20 protein-coding genes are annotated in these 20,032 nt (G+C 68.4%); 10 read left to right on the top strand and 10 right to left on the bottom strand.

Translation table 11 applies throughout. The features are described from left to right. Positions 1 to 85: 85 nt before the first annotated feature. From AB0F43_RS24635 to AB0F43_RS24645, 3 genes are all read right to left on the bottom strand, one after another. Positions 86 to 1,150, bottom strand: a complete 1,065-nt coding sequence (locus tag AB0F43_RS24635; protein WP_360481148.1) for a hypothetical protein — start codon at positions 1,148 to 1,150, stop codon at positions 86 to 88. Beyond that, on the bottom strand, positions 1,150 to 1,398 hold the full coding sequence (locus tag AB0F43_RS24640) for a hypothetical protein (protein WP_360481151.1): 249 nt from the start codon (positions 1,396 to 1,398) through the stop codon (positions 1,150 to 1,152). Before AB0F43_RS24640 ends, AB0F43_RS24635 begins: the two co-directional genes overlap by 1 nt. A 964-nt stretch (positions 1,399 to 2,362) precedes the next feature. Beyond that, complete coding sequence (locus AB0F43_RS24645; RefSeq protein ID WP_360481154.1) at positions 2,363 to 3,232, bottom strand: hypothetical protein; 870 nt, start codon at positions 3,230 to 3,232, stop codon at positions 2,363 to 2,365. 197 nt (positions 3,233 to 3,429) lie between these two features. Here AB0F43_RS24645 and AB0F43_RS24650 point away from each other — a divergent pair, with 197 nt between their 5' ends. From AB0F43_RS24650 to AB0F43_RS24680, 7 genes are all read left to right on the top strand, one after another. After that, positions 3,430 to 4,788: an NAD(P)/FAD-dependent oxidoreductase gene (locus AB0F43_RS24650; protein ID WP_360481156.1), complete on the top strand. Its 1,359-nt coding sequence runs from the start codon at positions 3,430 to 3,432 to the stop codon at positions 4,786 to 4,788. A gap of 43 nt (positions 4,789 to 4,831) precedes the next feature. Next, on the top strand, positions 4,832 to 5,851 hold the full coding sequence (locus tag AB0F43_RS24655; RefSeq protein ID WP_360481159.1) for an energy-coupling factor ABC transporter permease: 1,020 nt from the start codon (positions 4,832 to 4,834) through the stop codon (positions 5,849 to 5,851). Positions 5,852 to 5,863: 12 nt separating this feature from the next. Then, positions 5,864 to 6,622 carry a cobalt ECF transporter T component CbiQ gene (gene cbiQ / locus AB0F43_RS24660; protein ID WP_360481162.1) on the top strand — a complete coding sequence of 253 codons (759 nt, stop codon included), beginning with the start codon at positions 5,864 to 5,866 and terminating at the stop codon, positions 6,620 to 6,622. Further along, complete coding sequence (locus AB0F43_RS24665) at positions 6,619 to 7,389, top strand: ABC transporter ATP-binding protein (protein WP_360481164.1); 771 nt, start codon at positions 6,619 to 6,621, stop codon at positions 7,387 to 7,389. Before cbiQ ends, AB0F43_RS24665 begins: the two co-directional genes overlap by 4 nt. 165 nt (positions 7,390 to 7,554) lie before the next feature. Next, the gene (locus AB0F43_RS24670; protein WP_360481167.1) at positions 7,555 to 8,343 is read left to right on the top strand and encodes an SGNH/GDSL hydrolase family protein; all 789 of its coding nucleotides are present in this window, start codon (positions 7,555 to 7,557) and stop codon (positions 8,341 to 8,343) included. A gap of 150 nt (positions 8,344 to 8,493) precedes the next feature. Continuing rightward, a complete protein-coding gene (locus tag AB0F43_RS24675) occupies positions 8,494 to 9,552 on the top strand; it encodes a winged helix DNA-binding domain-containing protein (RefSeq protein ID WP_360481169.1) in 1,059 nt (352 codons plus the stop codon). A 32-nt stretch (positions 9,553 to 9,584) separates the two neighbouring features. Further along, positions 9,585 to 10,418: an SRPBCC family protein gene (locus AB0F43_RS24680; RefSeq protein WP_360481172.1), complete on the top strand. Its 834-nt coding sequence runs from the start codon at positions 9,585 to 9,587 to the stop codon at positions 10,416 to 10,418. On the opposite strand, the gene AB0F43_RS24685 is transcribed toward AB0F43_RS24680, so the two are convergent. Together AB0F43_RS24685 and AB0F43_RS24690 are read right to left on the bottom strand one after the other, a co-directional pair. Then, entirely contained in the window at positions 10,392 to 12,686 is a 2,295-nt protein-coding gene (locus AB0F43_RS24685) for an excinuclease ABC subunit UvrA (RefSeq protein ID WP_360481175.1), read from the bottom strand. The genes AB0F43_RS24680 and AB0F43_RS24685 overlap by 27 nt on opposite strands. A gap of 71 nt (positions 12,687 to 12,757) precedes the next feature. Then, the gene (locus tag AB0F43_RS24690; RefSeq protein ID WP_360481177.1) at positions 12,758 to 13,312 is read right to left on the bottom strand and encodes a MarR family transcriptional regulator; all 555 of its coding nucleotides are present in this window, start codon (positions 13,310 to 13,312) and stop codon (positions 12,758 to 12,760) included. Between the two features lie 54 nt (positions 13,313 to 13,366). On the opposite strand from AB0F43_RS24690, the gene AB0F43_RS24695 reads away from it, so the two are divergent. The 3 genes from AB0F43_RS24695 to AB0F43_RS24705 all read left to right on the top strand — a co-directional run bounded on the left by AB0F43_RS24695 (position 13,367) and on the right by AB0F43_RS24705 (position 15,966). Next, positions 13,367 to 14,077, top strand: a complete 711-nt coding sequence (locus tag AB0F43_RS24695) for an SDR family oxidoreductase (RefSeq protein ID WP_360481180.1) — start codon at positions 13,367 to 13,369, stop codon at positions 14,075 to 14,077. A 36-nt stretch (positions 14,078 to 14,113) separates the two neighbouring features. Next, positions 14,114 to 15,163: a LacI family DNA-binding transcriptional regulator gene (locus AB0F43_RS24700; RefSeq protein ID WP_360481183.1), complete on the top strand. Its 1,050-nt coding sequence runs from the start codon at positions 14,114 to 14,116 to the stop codon at positions 15,161 to 15,163. A gap of 491 nt (positions 15,164 to 15,654) precedes the next feature. Continuing rightward, on the top strand, positions 15,655 to 15,966 hold the full coding sequence (locus AB0F43_RS24705; RefSeq protein ID WP_360481186.1) for a hypothetical protein: 312 nt from the start codon (positions 15,655 to 15,657) through the stop codon (positions 15,964 to 15,966). A 98-nt stretch (positions 15,967 to 16,064) separates the two neighbouring features. Here AB0F43_RS24705 and AB0F43_RS24710 read toward each other — a convergent pair whose 3' ends face one another. The 5 genes from AB0F43_RS24710 to AB0F43_RS24730 form a co-directional block, all read right to left on the bottom strand. Then, positions 16,065 to 16,415 (bottom strand): YciI family protein, encoded by a 351-nt coding sequence (locus AB0F43_RS24710; protein ID WP_360481189.1) that lies wholly within the window; start codon positions 16,413 to 16,415, stop codon positions 16,065 to 16,067. Between the two features lie 81 nt (positions 16,416 to 16,496). Beyond that, entirely contained in the window at positions 16,497 to 16,952 is a 456-nt protein-coding gene (locus AB0F43_RS24715) for a carboxymuconolactone decarboxylase family protein (protein ID WP_360481191.1), read from the bottom strand. Between the two features lie 52 nt (positions 16,953 to 17,004). Next, entirely contained in the window at positions 17,005 to 17,769 is a 765-nt protein-coding gene (locus AB0F43_RS24720; RefSeq protein ID WP_360481194.1) for a sugar phosphate isomerase/epimerase family protein, read from the bottom strand. 9 nt (positions 17,770 to 17,778) lie between these two features. Next, a complete protein-coding gene (locus AB0F43_RS24725) occupies positions 17,779 to 18,921 on the bottom strand; it encodes an enolase C-terminal domain-like protein (RefSeq protein ID WP_360481197.1) in 1,143 nt (380 codons plus the stop codon). A 19-nt stretch (positions 18,922 to 18,940) separates the two neighbouring features. Then, complete coding sequence (locus tag AB0F43_RS24730; RefSeq protein ID WP_360481200.1) at positions 18,941 to 19,966, bottom strand: hydroxyacid dehydrogenase; 1,026 nt, start codon at positions 19,964 to 19,966, stop codon at positions 18,941 to 18,943. Positions 19,967 to 20,032 lie beyond the last annotated feature (66 nt).

Here is a 20,032-nt window from a genome sequence, read left to right on the forward strand (position 1 = left end):
TGGACTACAGACGGTGGCACGGTGTTGACCTCGTGGCCCGGGGGAGGGCGCCCTCCTGGTGCGCCCGCCCGCCGGTAGCGCGCTTCTACCGCTCGACGCCACCCCGTGGTCGCATCTTGGCGGAACCTCCCGATCGCTCGCCGAGTTGCGTGTGGCCTGGCGACCGTACACTGAACGGTGACTGTTCAATTGCGTCTGTAAGACCGCCCCGAGCCGTCCGCAACTCATTCCGGTTGGCGGCGTGCTTATCCATGGCTCGCTGCGAGATCTCCCGTGCCGTCGCCAGCGCCACCGCCACCGCCACCGACACCGCCCAGGTGGCTCCCAGCAAACTCCCCTGAGAGGCGACGACGGTCATGCCCGCAGCGCCAGCCGTTGCCCCCATCGCGACATTTGCGGCCGACCGGACCGTTTCGCCAACACGTGCTGGTTTGGCCGAAGCGGTGAGAGCGCCCCGGCTGTCGTTCAGCTGCCGACCATGGTCGAGGACATCTTCTGCGTGTTGGCGAAGCGATGCTTCAGCGCTCTGGCGGGCCGCGTCGGGGTCCATCCCGGTCTCGATGTTGGCGGCCGCTTGTTTTGCCAGGGTCTCGTCCGCATGCGTGCGTGCCTCTCGACCGGGCTCTACCACGACCCCGCTCCGCACCACGCGGCGCATCTCCGCCGCGACGGCGAGCCGACTCAGCGACTGCGTTAGCCACTCGCCGGCGCCAGGCTCATTGCTACCCGCGCTGCCGTACGCCGCTTCGCGTTCGCCGCGCAGGCGCTTCATGACGCCCTGATGGGACCGAGCAGCATCCGCCACCGAGGACGGATCGCCACCGCTTGCCAGCGCATTCTGGACCGCAGCATCCTGGACCGCCGCCTCGACCGTGAACTCGCCGCCGCTCGCAGCCCTCCCGGCAGCAGCCACCAGGATCCGCTGTTCCTCGGTGGGCTCCGGGAAATCGTCCTTGGTCAGCTCGAACTGGTTCCACAACGTGACGAGCCGCTTCCCGACCGTTTGCGAGGCGTTTGGTCCTGACTCGACGGAGTCCTGGTACGCGATCAACGCCTGGAGCGCGTCCCACGCAAGAAACTCCACAGTCTTGTCCGCGGCAGCCCGCCGATCGCGCTCCGCCGCATCCCCCTTCACACCGTCGGCCGTCATCACCTCGCCCCTGATCCGGCTATGTACGTCTCGATCCGATCGATCCGCGACCTACTCCGATCGAAGTGTGCCGACAACTCAGGCCCAGCCGGCACGTAATCCGCGCCGTCCCCCGCACCGTCAGGCACGTACCACCACTCGCCCTGATGCCACGTCGGTCCCACCTCGAACCCCTCGAACAGCGGCCGCGCCCGCCCCAACTCGACCAACTGCCGCACCACATCTGCAGGCACGCTGCGAACAGACATGCAAGCCTCCTCACGCCAAACGCTCGGGCAACATCAGGTCCACGACCATAGGCACCCACAAGGGTCACCCTTGGTCACCGACAGACCTTTCGACGCCACCGAACACCCGCCCGTTCCGTCGAGGGGGTTACGCCGTGCCACGCGGCTACCGCGAGATCGTCTTCAGGCGGCCACAACAAATCGCCGCCGACGCGATCAGCATCCTCGCAGGCGAACGAGACGGAGAATTGGCCTCGCGCGCGCCGCCAACCTGGCAAGCCGCCTTCTCGGACACCAGTCAAAGTCGCACCCGCAAATGATGTGCCATGAACACGTGCGGGAATCGTCAGAAGAAGCACGCCTCAATGCCAACCAGCACAAAAACCGGACTGCCGAACATCAGCCGGTGAACGACTCGGGGCCGAAGCGGCCCCAGGCCACGAAGGCAGCCGCAGCGAGGAGGGCGAGACACAGCGCGACGCTTTGTGAGGTTCATGAGCATCTCCTTCAGGTGCGGGCGACTCGGGCCGACCCTCGGTCCGCCGAGCCGTTCGTCGCCGGCGGGCTGCCGGGCAATGCCGTTCACGGGCATCCCTGTCGGCTTTCCCGATGGTGTAACTGGTCGGGCATAAGACACCGCCAGCCGTGATTTCTGACAGCCTTGGCCGGTGATGTGGATCACTTACCGCAGCGTCATCCTCGATACGGAACCATCGGTGCGTCGGTCACCATTTGGGCTGCGGGTTTCGGTGTGCCCGATCTGGCCGACCGCAGCGGGTTGCGCACCGACGCCACCGGGCAGCTGCTCACCGACGAGACACTGAGCAGCATCGACAGCACTCGATCCGGAGCGGATCGGCGGGGGAGTGAGGCCGGTGGCATCGCCTATGCCTTCCCAGGAAGCGCCTGCTGCCCGGGCGGCCGCGACCGCGTCGTTGAGCCGGTCTCACGCCACACCGCCACATCACGAATTACGGCTGGAGTACTAGAGCGCGGCGCGCATTCGTTCATAGCCCGGCGCGAGGCCGGTCAGGATTTCGGCGGCTTGCGCGAATTCGCCGCGCGCCAGCGGGAATTGGAGCCGGCCCAGAATTCTCGATTGGTTGCGGGCGATGGTCGCCGCGTCCCTCTTTCCGATGGCGGTGAGCCAGGTGGCCGCGTCGTCGAGGCGGCGGGCGCCGGAGCGGACCGCGAAGCTCGCCAGATGGCGCTGGAGGTCGCCGTCGATGCCGGCGGCAAGCATTTCGGCGAGCCGGTAAACGGCGCCGGCCGAGTCCGTCGAGAGCCACTGTCTGGCTTGTGGCAGCGACTGCGTGATCGCCTCCTCAGGCTGTACGTCGCGCAGGCGCCGGAAGCCCGTCCGCAGTACGTATGGCGCGGAGAACTCGAGCTTCTCCGCCTGCCAGGCATTCAGGAAGGCCTGAATAGGCACGGTGGCATAGGGATAGCCGTCCGGGTCGTGCATGACGACGTCCGCGTCGGTGACCTCCAGGACGACGATCCAGTGATCGCCGCCGATCGCCGTACCCGGTGCCCAGGGTTGGTGGGTGAGCAGGCCGATGTCGACCGGGCCGACGAGGGCCGGGCCGTCCGCGGCGCGAAGGCGGGCGAGTGCGTCGTCCGCGGATCCGCCTTCGGTGCGGTCGCAGGTCCAGCCGAGAAGGGTGATGGCGGCGTCGAGGCCGAGATCCGGGTTCCAGCCGGTTGGATCGAAGTACGGCAGGCCCGACGGTTCGATCTGGGCGCCGTACGGCGAGCCGGTCAGCACCTCGATCGCGGTCGGCGGGGCCGAATTCACGATCATCGCCAGTGAATTCGCATAACAATAACTTCCGGAGCCGATATAGGCGGTCATGCCGACGATGGTGACATTTTCACAATTCGTTGTCACCTAGGCTTCGAGAGGAATTCGCCGTGACCACCGCGGTGAGCAGCAGCAGGTCGATGACGTCCAGCCCTGCACCCCTGCCCACGGAGAGCGGACCCTTACCGACCGATGACGCACCGGGGTCGGCCTTGGCCGGGGCGGGAGTGTCTGCGAGATTGGGCGGCATGGCTGAACAGGTGGATGTGGTCGTGATCGGGCTCGGTGTCGGTGGCGAGGAGACGGCGGGACGGCTGGCGGAGGCCGGGCTGAATGTCGTCGGCCTGGACCCGCGGCTGGTCGGCGGTGAGTGCCCGTACTGGGGCTGTATTCCGAGCAAGATGATGATCCGGGCCGCGAACCTGATCGCCGAGACCCGCCGGGTCGACGGCATGGCCGGTACGGCGACCGTGCGGCCGGACTGGGCTCCGGTGGCCAAGCGGATCCGCGAGGAGGCGACCGACAGCTGGAACGACCAGGTCGCGGTCGACCGGCTGGTGAAGAAGGGCGTCACGTTCCTGCGTGAGCGCGGCACCATCATCGGGCCCCGGACGGTCCAGGCGGGCGACCGAGAGTTCGAGGCGTCCCGGGGCATCGTGATCGCCACCGGCACCGTCCCGGTGGTGCCGCCGATCGACGGCCTGGCCGGTACGCCGTACTGGACGAACCACGAGGCGATCGAGGCGGACACGCTGCCGGCGTCGATCGTGGTGCTGGGCGGCGGCGCGGTCGGGCTGGAACTGACGCAGGTGTTCGCGCGGTTCGGCGTCGAGGTGACCGTTGTCGAGGGCGCCGGTCAGGTGCTGTCGATGGAGGAGCCCGAATCGGGCCAGTTGGCCCGTGAGGCACTCGAACGCGACGGCGTCACCTTCCACACCGGCGTACTCGCCGAGCGGGTCGGGTACGACGGCGGCACCTTCACCGTGACGCTGGCCGACGGTGGCACGGTCACCGGCGAGAAGTTGCTGGTGGCAACCGGGCGCCGGGTGGACGTGAAGGCGCTCGGTCTCGACGAGGTCGGCATCGATCCCGGCGTACGGCGGATCGAGGTCGACGAGCACGTCCGGGCGACGGACGGTGTCTGGGCGGTCGGCGACGTCACCGGCGTCGGCGCGTTCACGCACAACGCGATGTACCAGGCGAACGTCGCGGTGCACGACATCCTCGGCACCGAGGGCGCACCGCTGGCGAGCTACCACGCGATGCCGCGGGTGACGTTCACCGACCCGGAGATCGGGGCGGTCGGGATGACCGAGAAGCAGGCGCGGGAGGCCGGCCTGTACGTCAAGATCGGGTCGTCCCAGATCCCGTCGTCGTCGCGCGGCTGGATCCACAAGGCGGGCAACGAGGGCTTCATCAAGCTGGTGGTCGACACCGAGCGCGGTGTCCTGGTCGGTGCGACGAGCGCCGGCCCGACCGGCGGCGAGGTGCTCGGCGCCCTCGCGGTGGCCGTGCACGCCGCGGTGCCCGTTCACAGTCTGCAACAGATGATCTACGCGTACCCGACTTTCCACCGGGCGATCGGGGACGCGCTGAAGTCATTGTGAGACGTTGTTGCGATCGGGTCGCAGGAAGATCAAGAATGTGCGCGTGCATGTTCCTGATGGCTTCTTCGACGCACCGACCTCCATCGCCACCGGCCTGATCGCGGCCGGAGCGGTCGGATTCAGCCTGCAGCGGGCCAACCGGGAGATCCGCGAGACCGGCCCGGCGCTGGCCGGCCTGACCGCGGCGTTCGTGTTCGCGGTGCAGATGGTGAACTTCCCGGTCGGCGCGGGGACCAGCGGGCACTTGCTCGGTGGTGCCCTGGCCGCGGCGTTGGTCGGGCCGTGGAGCGCCGTACTGGTGATGTCGACCGTGCTGCTGGTCCAGGGGTTGCTGTTCGCCGACGGCGGTCTGACCGCGCTCGGCACCAACATCACCCTGATGGGCATCATCACCGTCCTGGTCGGGTACTTCCTGACCCGCGCGGTGCTGCGGATGCTGCCGAAGCGGCTCGGCAGCGTCGTCCCGGCGGCGACCCTGGGCGCGCTCGTGTCGGTGCCGGTCGCCGCACTCGCCTTCACCGGTCTGTACACGCTCGGCGGCGCGGTGGACATCCCGCTCGGGAAGCTCGCGACCGCGATGGTCGGCTGGCACATCCTGGTCGGGATCGGCGAAGCGGTCATCACGGCCGCGGTCCTGAGCGCGGTCGTGGCCACCCGTCCGGACCTGGTGTACGTCGCTCGCCACCTGCAGCGGGACCTCGTCCTGGTCGATGCCGATGGCAACACCTCGACGGTATCGCCGGACAAGCCGATCGCGGCCAAGCCGGCCGGACGGATGCTCGGCGCGGGGGTCGCGGTGAGCCTGCTGGTGGCCGGTGGCCTCAGCCTGTTCGCGAGCGCGCATCCGGACGGGCTGGAGTTCGTCGGCGCCAAGCTCGGCTTCGAGAGCGCGGCCAAGGACTCCGCTGTCGCGGGCAGCCCGGTCGCCGACTACGGCGTCAGCGGTATCGGCAACGCCCAGGTCTCCGGTGCACTGGCCGGCATCATCGGCGTACTGGTGACCATCGTCGTCGGCCTGGCGATCGCGAAGCTGGCCGCACTCCGCGCAAACCGTGCTTCCTGAGAACGGGGTCTCGTGAGCGGAGATGGTCTCCTCGTCGCGGTGGACAGCCGGGTCCACCGCATCCCGGCGCAGGTGAAGATCGTCGCGCTGTTCGTCTTCGTCCTCGCCGTCGTGTCCACCCCCGCTTCAGCCTTCTGGGCGTTCGGCCTGTACGCCGTGATGCTCGTGGCCACCGTGGTCGTCGCGAAGCTGCCCGCGCTGGTGGTGTCGCGGCGGCTGGCGGTGGAGACGCCGTTCATCGTGTTCGCCCTGCTGCTCCCGTTCGTGGCGACCGGGCCGCGGGTCGACGTCCTGGGGCTGGAGCTGTCGGAGTCCGGCGTACTCGGGGCCTGGAACGTGCTGGCGAAGGGCACCCTCGGCGTGGTCGCGGCGATCCTGTTGTCGGCGACGACCGGGCCGCGGGACCTATTGGCCGGGCTGGAACGCCTGCGGCTCCCGTCGACGCTGGTGGCGATCCTGTCGTTCATGATCCGGTACCTGAATGTGGTGTCCGACGACCTGCACCGGATGCGGATCGCGCGCGAGTCGCGCGGATACACCGGCGGCCGGGCCGGTCATCTGAAGGCGGTCGCCGGGGGAGTGGGCGCACTGTTCGTGCGCAGTTTCGAGCGGGGAGAACGGGTGCACCTGGCGATGCGGTCCCGTGGATACACCGGCCGGATGCCGCTGCTGAGCGACCAGGGCGCACCTCGAGCGAAGTGGCTGCAAGGCCTGTCGATCTCCCTGGCCGCTGTCACCATCGCCATCACCGCTAGGCTGGTCGGCCTGTGAGCGGTCCGGCGATTCAGGTCGAGCGTCTGGTCTTCGCCTATCCCGATGGGCGGCAGGCGCTGTTCGGTGTCGACTTCACCGTCCAGCGCGCTGAGCGGGTCGCGCTGCTCGGTCCGAATGGTGCCGGCAAGACCACGCTCGTACTGCATCTCAACGGGATCCTCGGCTCGGTGGCCGGCGGGACCGGCAGCGGGCGGATCCAGATCGGCGGCACCGGCCTGCACCGCGAGCACCTTCCCGAGGTACGGCGGAAGGTCGGGCTCGTGTTCCAGGACCCGGACGACCAGTTGTTCATGCCGACCGTGCGGGACGACGTGGCATTCGGGCCGGCGAACCTCGGTCTGCGCGGATCCGAGCTGGACGACCGGGTTCACGAGGCGCTCGTGCAGGTCGGCATGCAGGATCACGCGGACCTGGCGCCGCACCACCTGTCCTTCGGCCAGCGCCGCCGGGTGGCCGTGGCGACGGTGCTGGCGATGCGGCCCGAGGTACTGGTGCTGGACGAGCCGTCGAGCAACCTGGACCCGGCCGCGCGGCGCGAACTCGCCGACATCCTGGCCGGCCTCGACGTGACCCTGCTGATGATCACGCACGACCTCCCGTACGCGTTGCAGCTGTGCGAGCGGAGCCTGCTGATGGACGGCGGCCGGATCGTCGCCGACGGCAAGACCCGCGACCTGCTTGGCGACGCCGACCTGATGAGTGCCCACCGGCTCGAGTTGCCCTATGGCTTCGACCCCCTGTCCGTCCCCGGCCCGGAGCGCTAGTCGCCGTCGCATCCCCGGCCTGGAGCGCTAGCCGGTACGCCGCTACCGACACCAGGAATCCGCCGTCAATTTCTTACTTGGCCCTTGTGTGTTACTCGCGAGTCCGAGATCGTGACGTTGAGTACTTCAGTCGCCACCCCTCGTACCCGCAAAGGCGGTCCGCCCATGAAGTCCCTCACCGGCCTCATCTCCGCCGCGGCCCTCGGCGCCGCGATCCTCGTCAGTCCCGGCGTCGCCTACGCCGCGGCACCCGACTACGTCGCCCTCGGCGACTCCTACGCCTCGGGTGTGGGAACCCGCAGCTACATCTCGAGCAGCGGCTCGTGCCAGCGCTCGACGAAGGCCTACCCCTATATCGACGCGACCCGGCTCGGCGCCAACCTGTCCTTCGTCGCCTGCTCGGGCGCCCGCGTCGCCGACGTCACCAACAACCAGCTCAGCGCGCTGAACAGTGGTATCGAGCTCGTCACCGTCCAGGTGGGTGGCAACGATGCCGGGTTCTCGTCGGTGATCACCGAGTGCGCCAAGCCGTCCTGGCTCGGCGACTGCACCGGTGCGGTCAACAACGCCCAGTCGATCATCAACAACACGCTGCCCAGCCGGCTGAACGGCCTGTACGGGTCGATCAAGAGCAAGTCGCCGTCCGCCCGCGTCGTCGTGGTCGGCTATCCGCGCCTGTTCAACGGCACCGACTGCAACGCCGGCACCTGGTTCAGCCCGACCGAGATGACCCGGCTGAACCAGACCGCCGACCTGCTCAACTCGAAGATCGCGGCCTCGGCCGGCGCGGCCGGCTTCGGTTTCGTCAACCCGACGTCGCAGTTCATCGGCCACGCGGTCTGCGGCAGCCCCGAGTGGATCAACGGCCTCTCGAACCCGGTCAGCGAGTCGTACCACCCGAACGTGACCGGCCAGGCCGCCTACGCGAACCTCGTCAGTCCCGCCCTCGACTGACAACTCCCATTTGCCTGGCTGACCCACCGAATTGGGGGTTTGCCACCCGGAATCAGGGTGGCAAACCCCCAACTTCATGGGTCCACCCATCAAATGCGATGGGGGCCGGGGGCTGCGGGGATTGTCGGTTTGTGGTGTCATGCTGGGGTGGTGCGTAGGTCTGTGGACTGGCTGCTGGCAGCCCGGATGCAGGCCAATTGCTTGGCACGTCCGGTGGACGAGGCCGGCCCCGGAGGGGTGGCCGACGTCGTGCGCCGGACGGGGGGCCTGCAGGCCCAGACCTGGCGCGGTGCCGCGTACGCCGTCCGGGCCCGCTCCACCGCGACCACCTTCGCCGACGTGTCGCACGCTCAGGAGGTGGAACGGTCGGTCGTGCGCGGCTGGTTCATGCGCGGCACGCTCCAACTCGTGGCCACCGAACACGCCGGTCCGCTGCTCGGGCTCCTCGGCCCGAAACTCATCAAGGACACCGAGCGCAGGTACGGCGAACTCGGCCTGAGCGAGCCGATCCGGGCCGAAGCCGCCGACGTGATCGAGGAGCATCTGCTCGCGAATGGTCCGACGCCTCGCGCGGCGCTGGCCGACGTACTCGTGAAAGCGGGGCTCATCGCCGAGGTGAAGGGGCAGCAGGTCTACGCGCTCATCCGGCATGCCGGGTTGCTCGGGCGGTTGTGTTACGGGCCCGGCCATGACAGGGACGAGACCTGGGTCGCCGTCCGCGACTGGCTGGGGAAGCCGCTGGTCCTCGATGGTGATGTCGACGAACTGGCCCGGCGCTATCTGTCGGCCTACGGCCCGGCGACCGCACGCGATTTCGCGACCTGGTCAGGCTTGTCGGTGCCGGTCGCGCGCCGGGGACTGCAGGCAGCTGCGACCAGGTCCTTCGACGTCGAAGGGGTGGAGCTCGCGGCGGTCGAGGATCTGCCGGGATGCCACGACCTGCGCTTGCTGGGGGAGTTCGATCCGTACCTGCTCGGGTACGTCGACCGGCGGCACGCGCTGGCCGACGAGTATCGCAAGCACATCCATCCCGGCGGTGGGATGTTGCGTCCGGCCGTGGTCGAGGGCGGGCGGGTGATCGGATCCTGGGTGCACGCGGACCGGTCCTACCAGCTGTTCGAGCCAGGTGCCGAGTCCGGTGCTGAGCCCGGGCGGGGGCCCGCGGCGCTGGCGGACGAGCTGGCGGACGTGGCCCGGTTCGCCGGTTGATCGTATATGCCTCATCCGGTATATATGGGGACATGACCGAGACCTTGAGCACGGAGAACGGCCGGACGGTACTGCGGATGCGGCGGGAGTTGCGGCATCCGGTGGAGCGGGTCTGGCGGGCGATCACCGAGCCGGGGGAGTTGCGCGGGTGGTTCCCGGCCGCGGTCGAGGTGGACCTGCGGCTGGACGGGCCGATCACGTTCACCTTCGAGGAGGAGCCCGACGCACCCGTGGACGAGCACGGCTCCGGGGTGATCCGCGCGTACGATCCACCGCGGTTGCTCGAGTACACCTGGGGAGACGAGGTGCTCCGCTGGGAGCTGGTCCCCGCGGCTGGCGGGTGCACGCTGCATCTGACCGCGACGTTCGACGACCGGCCGGGGGCGGCGAGCTTCACCAGCGGCTGGGCCTTGTGCTTCGACGCACTCGAGGGGCTGCTCAGCGGGTCGGCGGTGCCGCAGAAGGATTACGCCCCGCTGCATGAGCACTTCGTCAAGGTGTATGGCCTGGACCGGGGTGTGGTGCAGGACGACGGTGGTGTCCGGTTCGAGCGACAGCTGGTCCGGCCGAAGGAGCTGGTCTGGCAGTCGCTGGCCGGAGCGTCGACCCCGAGCGCAGGGAGTCCTCCGCCGGCCGGGTTCGTTGCCAAAGGCATTGATGCCGGCCCGGTCACCGACGTGGTCGAGCCGGAGCGGCTGACCTACACCTGGCCGCACGGCGAAGTCACCTGGAGCCTCCGGGACGGCAACGGCGGAGCCCGCCTGGTACTTGCCCAGACCGGCCCCGCCGCCGATTACCTCGATGCCTGGCGGGAGCTGATCGAATCCCTGGCCGCCGACCTACTGACCCGCGACGTACAGGCGTAAGTGTTCCGCGGTCAGGCTCGGGCTGCTCTCGACCAGGTCGGCGGGCGTGCCGGTGAAGACGACCTGCCCGCCGTCGTGGCCGGCGCCCGGACCGACGTCGATCAGCCAGTCGGCGTGGGCCATCACGGCTTGGTGGTGCTCGATCACGATGACGGTGTTGCCGTCGTCGACCAGAGTGTCGAGCATCGCCAGCAATTGGTCCACGTCGGCCAGATGCAGACCTGTGGTCGGCTCGTCCAGGATGTAGATCGACCCGCTCTTCCCCATGTTGATGGCCAGCTTCAGCCGCTGACGCTCACCGCCTGACAGGGTGGTCAAAGGCTGCCCGAGTCCGATGTAGCCGAGGCCGACGGTCGACAACCGGTCCAGGACGCTCCGGGCGGGACCGCGGGTGAAGAACTCCCGCGCTTCGGTGACAGTCATCCGCAGTACGTCGCTGATGTTCTTGCCGCGGACCTTGTAGGCAAGCACTTCCGGTGTGAATCGCGCGCCGTTGCAGTCCTCACACACCGATGCGACCTCGGCCATCATGGCCAGATCCGTGTAGACCAGACCGATGCCCTTGCAGGTCTTGCAGGCACCCACCGAGTTCGCACTGAAGAGTCCAGGCTTCACGTTATTGGCCTTCGCGAACTCGGCCCGGATCGGATCGAGCAGACCGGTGTACGTCGCCGGATTGCTCCGCTTCGATCCACGGATCGGCTCCTGCCCGGCGACGATCACCCCGTCCCGCCCGGCCAGCGAGCCATGGATGAGTGAGCTCTTACCCGACCCCGCGACGCCGGTGACCACGGTCAGCACCCCGAGCGGGATGTCGACGCTGACGTTCCGCAGGTTGTGCAACGTCGCACCCTCGATCGACAGCTTGCCGGTCGGACGCCGTACGTCGTCTCGCACAGTGACCCGGTGGTCCAGGTACCGGCCGGTCAACGTGCCCGACCTCTTCAAGCCGTCAAGGTCGCCCGCGTAGCAGAGCCGTCCTCCGGCGAGCCCGGCGCCCGGGCCGAGGTCGACGATGTGGTCGGCGATCCGGATCGTCTCCGGCTTGTGTTCGACCACGAGGACCGTGTTGCCCTTGTCCCGCAACTGCAGCAGCAGGTCGTTCATCCGCTGGATGTCGTGCGGGTGCAGCCCGACGGTCGGCTCGTCGAACACGTAGGTGACATCGGCCAGGCTCGACCCGAGATGCCGGACCAGCTTCACCCGCTGGGCCTCGCCGCCGGACAACGTCGACGACTCGCGATCGAGACTCAGGTACCCGAGCCCGATCGTCACCATCGAGTCCAGCGTCTGCCGCAGCCCTTCGATCATCGGCCCGACTCCCGGATGGTTGATGGTGGCAACAAACTTGGCGAGGTCGCTGATCTGCATCGCCGAGCACTCGGCGATCGTGCGGCCGTCGACGGTGACCGACCTGGCCGCCTCGTTCAGCCGGGCCCCGCCGCACGCCGGGCAGGTCGCCTGCCGGATCGCCCGGTCGGCGAACGCCCGCAGGTGGCTCTGCATCGAGTCGCGGTCCTTGCCGAGGAAGCTGCGCTTCAGTTTCGAGACCAGCCCCTCGAAGGTCAGGTTGCTCTTGCCGACCCGGATCTTGGTGGGCTCGGAGTAGAGGAACCGCTCCCAGCTCTCGGCCGGGTAGTCCTTCAGCGGCAGGTCCGGATCGAACAGGCCGGTGGTCGCGAGCAGCTGCCAGGGCCAGCTGTCGACGGCGTACCCGGGAGCCCGGATCGCGCCCTGGTTGAGGCTCTTGTCGCGGTCGACCAGCTCGTCCAGGACGAACTCGGTGGTCCGGCCGAGCCCTTCGCATTCCGGGCACATCCCCTCGGCCAGGTTGAAGCTGAACGCCGACGGCGGTCCGACGTACGGCGTCCCGGCACGGCTGAACAGGATGCGCAACATCGTGTGGGCGTCGGTCGCGGTACCGACGGTGGAGCGGGAGTTGGCGCCGATCCGTTCCTGGTCGACGATGATCGCGGCGGACAGGTTGCGCAGCGAGTCGACGTCCGGACGGCTGCGGCTGGGCAGGAAGTTCTGGACGAACGCGGTGTAGGTCTCGTTGATCAGCCGCTGGGACTCGGCGGCGATGGTGTCGAAGACGAGGGACGACTTGCCGGAGCCGGAGACTCCGGTGAAGACGGTGAGGCGGCGCTTGGGAATGTCGAGCGAGACACCGCTGAGGTTGTTCTCGCGGGCTCCCCGCACCTCGATGACGTCATGGCTGTCGGCGGCCGTGTGACCGGCGTACCCGGTCGATTCGGTAGCAGGCATCCTTCAATTGTGACATTGAACCGCCTGTGTGAAGTTGGCCTGCACTCTGCCGTTCAAGCCCGCTCCAAAGCTTATACGTTCGACGAAGGTTTGCGGGCGATCCGCTCGACCTGATCGAGGAGGTCCTGGAGCTGGCCGGCCAGCAGTTCGCGGTTCTTCGGCGTGAGGGAGGCGACCAGTTCGGCCTCGCGGGTGAGCACCTGGTCGACCGTTCGCTCGATCAGGTCGTGACCGGCGTTCGTCAGCGTGACGAGGACCGCCCGGCTGCCGTCGGTCGCCGTACGCCGGGTGACCAGGCCGGACTCCTCGGCCCGGGCGACCCGCTGCGAGATCGCGCCCGCGGTGACGAGGGTACGGCGGCTCAACTCGCGCGTGGTCAGTTCGTACGGCCGGCCCGCCCGGCGCAGGACGCTGAGCAGATCCAGCGTGGCTGGATCGACGCCGAGATCGGACAGGACGCGGCGACGGTCGTCGGCGAACAGTTTCGCCAGTCGCCACAGGGGAGTGACGATCTCGATCGAGTCCGTCGGCGTCCCGGGCCGCTCCCGCTGCCAGGCCGCGGCGATCTCCGCGGCGGGGTACGGGTTCGGGCCGTCGAAGGGATAGCCGTCAGGTTGGGAAGCCATACGTCCCATGCTACGTTTAGACCTAAACATTTAGCCCTAAACGTTAGGAGTGAGATGACCCGGACGATCGTGGTGACCGGAGGATCGACCGGAATCGGGCGGGCGACCGCCGAGCGCTTCCGCCAGGACGGCGACGAGGTGGTGATCACCGGCCGGCGCCAGGACGTGCTGGCCAAGACCGCCGCCGATCTCGGCGTCAGGGGAGTGGTGTGCGACGCAACCGATCCGGCCCAGGTCCAGCGACTGCTCGACGAACTGCCGGAGCAGGTCGACGTACTGGTGAACAACGCGGGCGGCAACACCGACTTCGGTCGTGAGCAGGGCGGACTCGCGCAACTGAAGGCGAACTGGCTGGCCAACCTCGAGGCGAACCTGCTCTCCGCGGTTCTCACCACCACCGCCCTCGGGCCGCGGCTGACCACCGCCGTGATCCATCTCGGCTCGATCGCCGGCGCCCGTGGGCCAGGGTCGTACGGCGCCTCGAAGGCCGCGCTCGCCACGTACAACCTCGACGTCGCGGCGGAGCTGGGCCCGCGCGGTGTGACCTCGAACGTGGTCGCACCCGGGTTCACCGCGGACACCGAGTTCTTCCGGGGGCAGCTCATCGATGAGCGCCGTACGTGGTTGCTTGAGGCAACGATGACCAAGCGCGAGGGTACGGTGGCCGACATCGCGAAAACGATCCACTTCCTCGCCTCACCCGGCGGCCGGCACATCACCGGTCAGGTGCTGCACGTGAACGGTGGCGCGCTCACCAGCCGGTGAGTTCGTGACAACGTCGCCAGGTGTGACAATGGCCGCATGCGTGCCACCGTCAAAGACGTCGCCAAGCTGGCCGGAGTGTCTCCGAAGACGGTGTCGAACGTCATCAACGGTGTCGTTTTCGTCCGTCCGGAGACGCGAGCCAGGGTCGAGCAGGCGCTGAACGAGCTCGACTACGTTCCGAACATGAGCGCCCGCGGGCTGCGCAACGGCCGGTCCGGGATGATCGCGCTCGCGCTGCCTGACCTGCTCCGGCCGTACTCCGCCGAGATCACGCACCTGGTCGTCGAGTTGGCGCACGAGCGCGGCTGGGGTGTGCAGATCGAGCAGACCGCGGCCGAGCCGAAGCGCGAGTTCGAGCTGCTGTCGAAGGGTCGTGCGCACCTGGTCGACGGCCTGATCCTGAACCCGGTGAACCTGGACGACAGTGCGGTGATGACCGCCGGCCCGCTGCCGCCTGTCGTCCTGATCGGTGACGTCGACCAGGACGTGGTGAGTCAGGTCGCGATCGACAACGTCGCCGCGGCCAGGGACATGACGAAACACCTGCTGGCACAGGGCTGCCGCCGGATCGCAGCTGTCGGTACGCCGGAAGTCCCCCGCGGATCGAGTGGCGCCGGCGTCCTCGCGAGCAGCACGGACGCACCCGGTACGGCGGCGTCCCGGCTGCGGACCGCGGGTTATCGCCAGGCGCTCGAGGAGGCCGGCGTACCGAACGATCCGGCACTGGAGATCAACCTGGACCGGTGGCGGCCGGAGGGTGCCGCGACCGTGGTCGGGAAGTATCTGACCGAGCATGAACTGCCTGATGCGTTCTTCTGCTTCACCGACACGGTCGCGTCGGGCACGCTGTCGGCGTTGTGGACCGCCGGGGTCGGCGTGCCGGAGCAGACGCTGGTCGCCGGGTTCGACAACATTCTCGAGAGCCAGTTCATGATCCCGCCGCTGACGACGGTCGACTTCGATCGGCGCGAGTTCGTCCGGTCGGCGCTCGACCTGCTCGCCGAGCGGATGGCCGACAACGGCGCCGCACCCCGCCGGGTGATCATCCCGCACCGCATCATCAAACGCACCAGCACCACACGCTGACCGGCACAGTGCATGATGGTGCTCGGCTGTGCGCCGAGTGCCGCGCGGCCACCAGCCGGTCGTTGCCGAGGGCCCGGATTCTGGCCCGGGCCACATCTGGGGAGACGCCGGCCGAAGAGGTGTTCGCCGTACTGTTCAACCGTGTGGTTCACGGTGCTCAGCACGATCCCCGCTCACCGCGAGCGTCGCGGTGATGTGCTGATTTCAAACGTTTTTCCAGAACGGTGGTTTTCGGTGGGAACTAGGACCACAGCATTCGCTGGGCGGTGAGCCGAAAGTTTCGCCGGCCCGGGCCACTGCTGGACACCGGTTCCGGTACGCGGGATTCCTGTCACGATCCCTTGAAAACGTCGTCACGCTCAGCAAGGCTTCCGTGATCACTTCCGCGTCGTTTCCGGGGTGCGGGAAGGACGGGGGAGTGTGCGACCGCTGCCTTCGTGGCGGTCGCGCCATCCGCCACTCGGGGGTAACCATGAGAAGAAGGGGGAAGTGTGTCTGCGATGACAAAGCTCGCCGAGCAGTGCCGTGATGTGAGGAGTCACGGCAACGCAGGGCTCGGTCGGGCTTCGATCCAACCGGCGGTCTGCACCGGCATCCACGAGGTGAGCTCGTCGATCCCGTCGGTCCAGCCGCGACGCGTGGCGGTGCTGCGGTTGAGCAACGGAATGACCACCACGCTGCGACTCGGCGAGGGCGCGCAAGCGCCGGAGCGGGGCGCCACCGTGTTCGTCCGGGGTGGCCGGGGAATGGGTGATCAGCCCGCCTCAGGTGGGGTCATCCTCGCGTCGGCCGACCCGCACTGAGCACAGGGCCCGAAGTGAGGGGCTGAGTCAGTGACTCGCCGGTCTCAGGTGTCAACGCCCAGCTGAGGCCGGCAAGTCCCTGGAGCAGCGGCATCGGCCTAGGCGGGCATCGGATCGGTCAGCGCGCGCACCTCGATCGGCGAGAACCGAGCCTCCGGCAGCTTCGCCGCCAACTCGGTCGCCCTCTCCAGGCTGCAATCGACCAGGTAATACCCGGCCAGCACCTCTTTCGCCTCGGTGAACGGCCCATCAGTCACCGCTGGTACGCCGTCCCTGACCTGGACCACTCGGGCGTCCACCGTGGTCAGGCCGTCGGCGGCGACGAACTCACCGTTCGCCTTCATCTCCTCGAACAGCGCGCGATGTGCGCCGTACACCGCGTCCATTCCCTCCGCGCCGAGCGCGTCCCAGGTCTCGGTGTTCCCGTAGATCAACAGCATGTACTTCATCACGGCCTCCGGTTCCGGTTACCTGGGTACGTCGGAACGCCGGAGTCAGTCTCGACATCCGGCGTTCCTGACGCTACTCGCTCACCAGGTCGCGCCGGCAGGCTCCCGGGTGGTGGTGTTGATCCGGTTGAACAGATTGGTCAGCCCGATCATCAGGATGATCGCGGCGAGCTGCTTCTCCTCGAAGTGCTTCGCCGCCTCGGCCCAGATCTCGTCCGTCACCGCGCCCGGCCGGTCCGCGATCCGGGTCGCGGCCTCGGTCAGCGCGAGCGCGGCCCGCTCCGCGTCGGTGAACAGGTCACACTCGCGCCACGCGACGACCTGGTGCAGCCGCTCTTCGCTCTCGCCGTTCTTCACCGCCGACTTCACTCCGCCGAAGACGCAGGGCCCGCAACCGTTGATCTGGCTGGCCCGCAGGTGGACGAGCTCGAGCGTCGTGGCCGGCACACCGCCTTGGTGGACGGCCTTGAAGATGTTCTGCACGCCCTTGGTGGCGTCAGGCAACAGCATTGCGGGGTTGGTCATCCGTGCAGTCATGGGAGGATCTCCATCAGGTGTGGTGTTGTTGTCTTCACCCTCCTGACGGAGCCTAGCCGGACGATGTGACACGAGCGGCCCACAGATCTTTCTCGAGTCGGTCCTCCACCCGTACGGCGGGATCGGAGTACTGCCCGGTCAGGCAGATCGGCCCGGTCCACCCGAGCCGTCGCAGTGTGGCGAAGACGGCCGACCAGTCGGACATCCCTTCGTCACCTTGTACGTAATGCGTCTTCCACCCATCGTCGGTCCGGACGTAGTACGCGTTCTTGAGGTTGACGATGCCGAGGCGATCCACGCCGAGCTCGAGGGTGACCGCTGGATCGTCGCCGGCGAGCGCGTCGTGGGCCGCGTCCCAGACGAGCTTGAAGTGCTCGGGCATGCCGTCGAGCAGTTGCAGTACGCCGAGCGTCGACGGCACGAACCGCCCGTGATGCGGCTGGATCCCGACCTGCACGTCGTACTGCGCGGCAAGAACCGCGGCCTCCTCCAGTAGTCCGCGAGTACGTCGTACCGATGCGGCGTAGCCGTCCGGGCCGAGTTCGGCCATGATCCGGATCATCGGTACGGCGGCTTGCGCGCACGCGGCGAAGACGCGCTCGGACAGACAGCTCGCGATGCTGATCGGTTCGATGCCTTCGGCCCGCAACTGCTCGGTGAACCTCGGCAGCTCGGCCTCGGCCGTGGCCGGCGTGACATAGGCGGAGTCGCGAACCGGGATCTCAGCGCCGGTGAACCCCAGCCCGGCGACCAGCCGACCGAGCTCGCCACCCGGCAGCCCGGACCAAGGTTTGGTGAAGACGGACCACAGATGCATGGCTGCTCCTCAGCTGTAATCGAGGTCGATCGACTCGGCGCGGATGCGGGCCTCGTCGACCTGGACGCCCAATCCCGGGGTGGTCGGGACCGTGGCGACGGCCTTGGTGATGGTCAGCCCCTCGACGTACAGGTCGGAGAGCAGCTCCGGTCCGTTGAGCTCGGCGGGCAAGGCGAGGTCGAGCTGGCTGAACACGTGCAACGCGGCCGCGAACGCGACACCGCAGTCGGTGAGGCCGCTGGCCAGGATCTCGAGACCGCCGGCCAGGGCGGTCTGCGCGGTTTTCAGGGCGTTGCGCAGGCCGCCGGACTTGCACACCTTGATGACGACCAGGTCGGCGGCTTCCAGCCGGATCGCCCGGGCCAGGTCCTGGGCGGAGAAGCTGCCCTCGTCGATCGCGATCGGCAGGTCGATGAGTCCGCGCAGCCGCTGCATCGCGAGCGTGTCGGTGCTCGGCACCGGTTGCTCGACACAGTGGATCGTGCGGATCCCCGCCGTCCGGTCCCGGAGTTGTCGCAGCCGGCTCGGCCGGTAGGACTGGTTCGCGTCGAGCCACAACGGTTTGCCGGCGGCCACCTCGGCAACGGTCTCGATCGCCGCGGTGTCCGCGTCCAGGTCGCCGCCGATCTTGACCTTGTACGCCGAATAGTCCGAGGACCGCAGCGCATGTTCACGGACGGCGCTGGAGTCGCCGACCCCGATCGCCGAGCACAGCGGGATCTCGTCGTACAGCTTGCCGCCGAGCAACGCGTGCACCGGTACGCCGGCCAGCTTGCCGGCCGCGTCGTGCATCGCGACGTCCACGGCGGCGCGGGCGAACGGAAAGCCGTTCGACACCGCGGGGCTGAGGCGTTTGGCGGCTCGCTGGTGGAAGAGCTCGACGTCGAACGGGGTGAGCTCGAACAGGATCGGTGCGAGGTGCCGCTTGATCACCACGGCCATCGTCTCTGCGGTCTCGTAGCTCCAGCTCGGCAGTGCACGCTGCTCACCCCAGCCGACCACACCGTCCTCGGTGGTCAGCTTCACGAAGATGACGGCGGTGGCCTGGTCCGGTCGTTGACCGGGTGCGCCGACGGCGCCACTGCCGAGAACGAACCGGCGCGCGAACGGGACCGCGACCGGGAAGACCTCGACCTGGGTGATCCGGGACATTTCGTCGTCCTCTCCGAGCTCAGGCCGCGATCGACCAGACGGCCGGATCGACGAAGCTCGGGCCGCGGGTGCCGTCGTCCAGCCACTTCAGCACGTCGGCCAGCACGTAGCCGGCGAGCGCGAGATGACCCTCGGCGGTGTCACCGGCGATGTGCGGACTGAGCAGGAGGTTCGGCGCTTCGAGAACGGTGGCGTCGAAGGTCGGCGGCTCAGGGTCGTAGACGTCGAGGGCGGCGTACAACCGACCGTCGAGGACGTGGTCGAGCAGGGCCTGCTGGTCGATCGCCGGGCCACGCGAGGAGTTGACCACGATCGCGCCGTCGGGCAGCTGTTCGATCAGCTTGCGGGTGATCATGCCCTTGGTCTCCGGCACGTTCGGGACGTGGATGGTGACGAAGGTGCTCTGCAGCGCTTCTTGCAGGGTGGTGCTGCGGACGCCGAGCTGGCCGCCGCGCTCGGGGGTGAGGTACGGGTCGTAGACGGCGACGTCGCAGCCGAACGGCTTGAGGAGGTTGATCAGCGCGCGGGCAGTGGAACTGGCGCCGATGATGCCGACCTTGGCACCGGCCAGTTCGTGACCTCGGAAACCGGCCTGCTTCCAGCCGCCCTGCCGGATCGCCTGGTCGAAGCGGGGGAGGCGGCGGGCGAGGGTGAGCATGGCGGCCAGGCAGTACTCGCCGACCGACCAGGCGATCCGCGGTCCGGCGGAGAAGACGGCGACACCCTGGTCGAGGATGACCGGGTCGATCAGGTTCTTCACCGAGCCGGCCGCGTGCGCGACCACCTTCGGACCGTTGCCGTCGGCCCACAGTTCCTTACGGAGGTGCGGCGTACCCCAGCTGGTCAGCAGGACGTCGGAGCCGGCGACCAAGTTCGGAACAGCTGCCGGGTCGAGGGCCGGCGGGCGGCCGGGCGATCCGGGGCCGGCGGCGTGCTCGGGTGCTGCCCAGACGACGTCGAAGCGGTCCTCGAGCAGTTGGCGGGTCTGCGGATCGACCACATCGTCAGCGCGTTCGGGGGTGAACAGGGCAGCGAGTCTGAGCACCGTGACGGCTCCTTCGGGGTGGGCGGTGGCTTGACGGTAGACGCTTCCCGTTATGCAGGTCCAAGC

The sequence above is a fragment of the Kribbella sp. NPDC023972 genome (assembly GCF_040639075.1).
In the GTDB taxonomy this organism is placed as follows: Bacteria; Actinomycetota; Actinomycetes; order Propionibacteriales; family Kribbellaceae; genus Kribbella.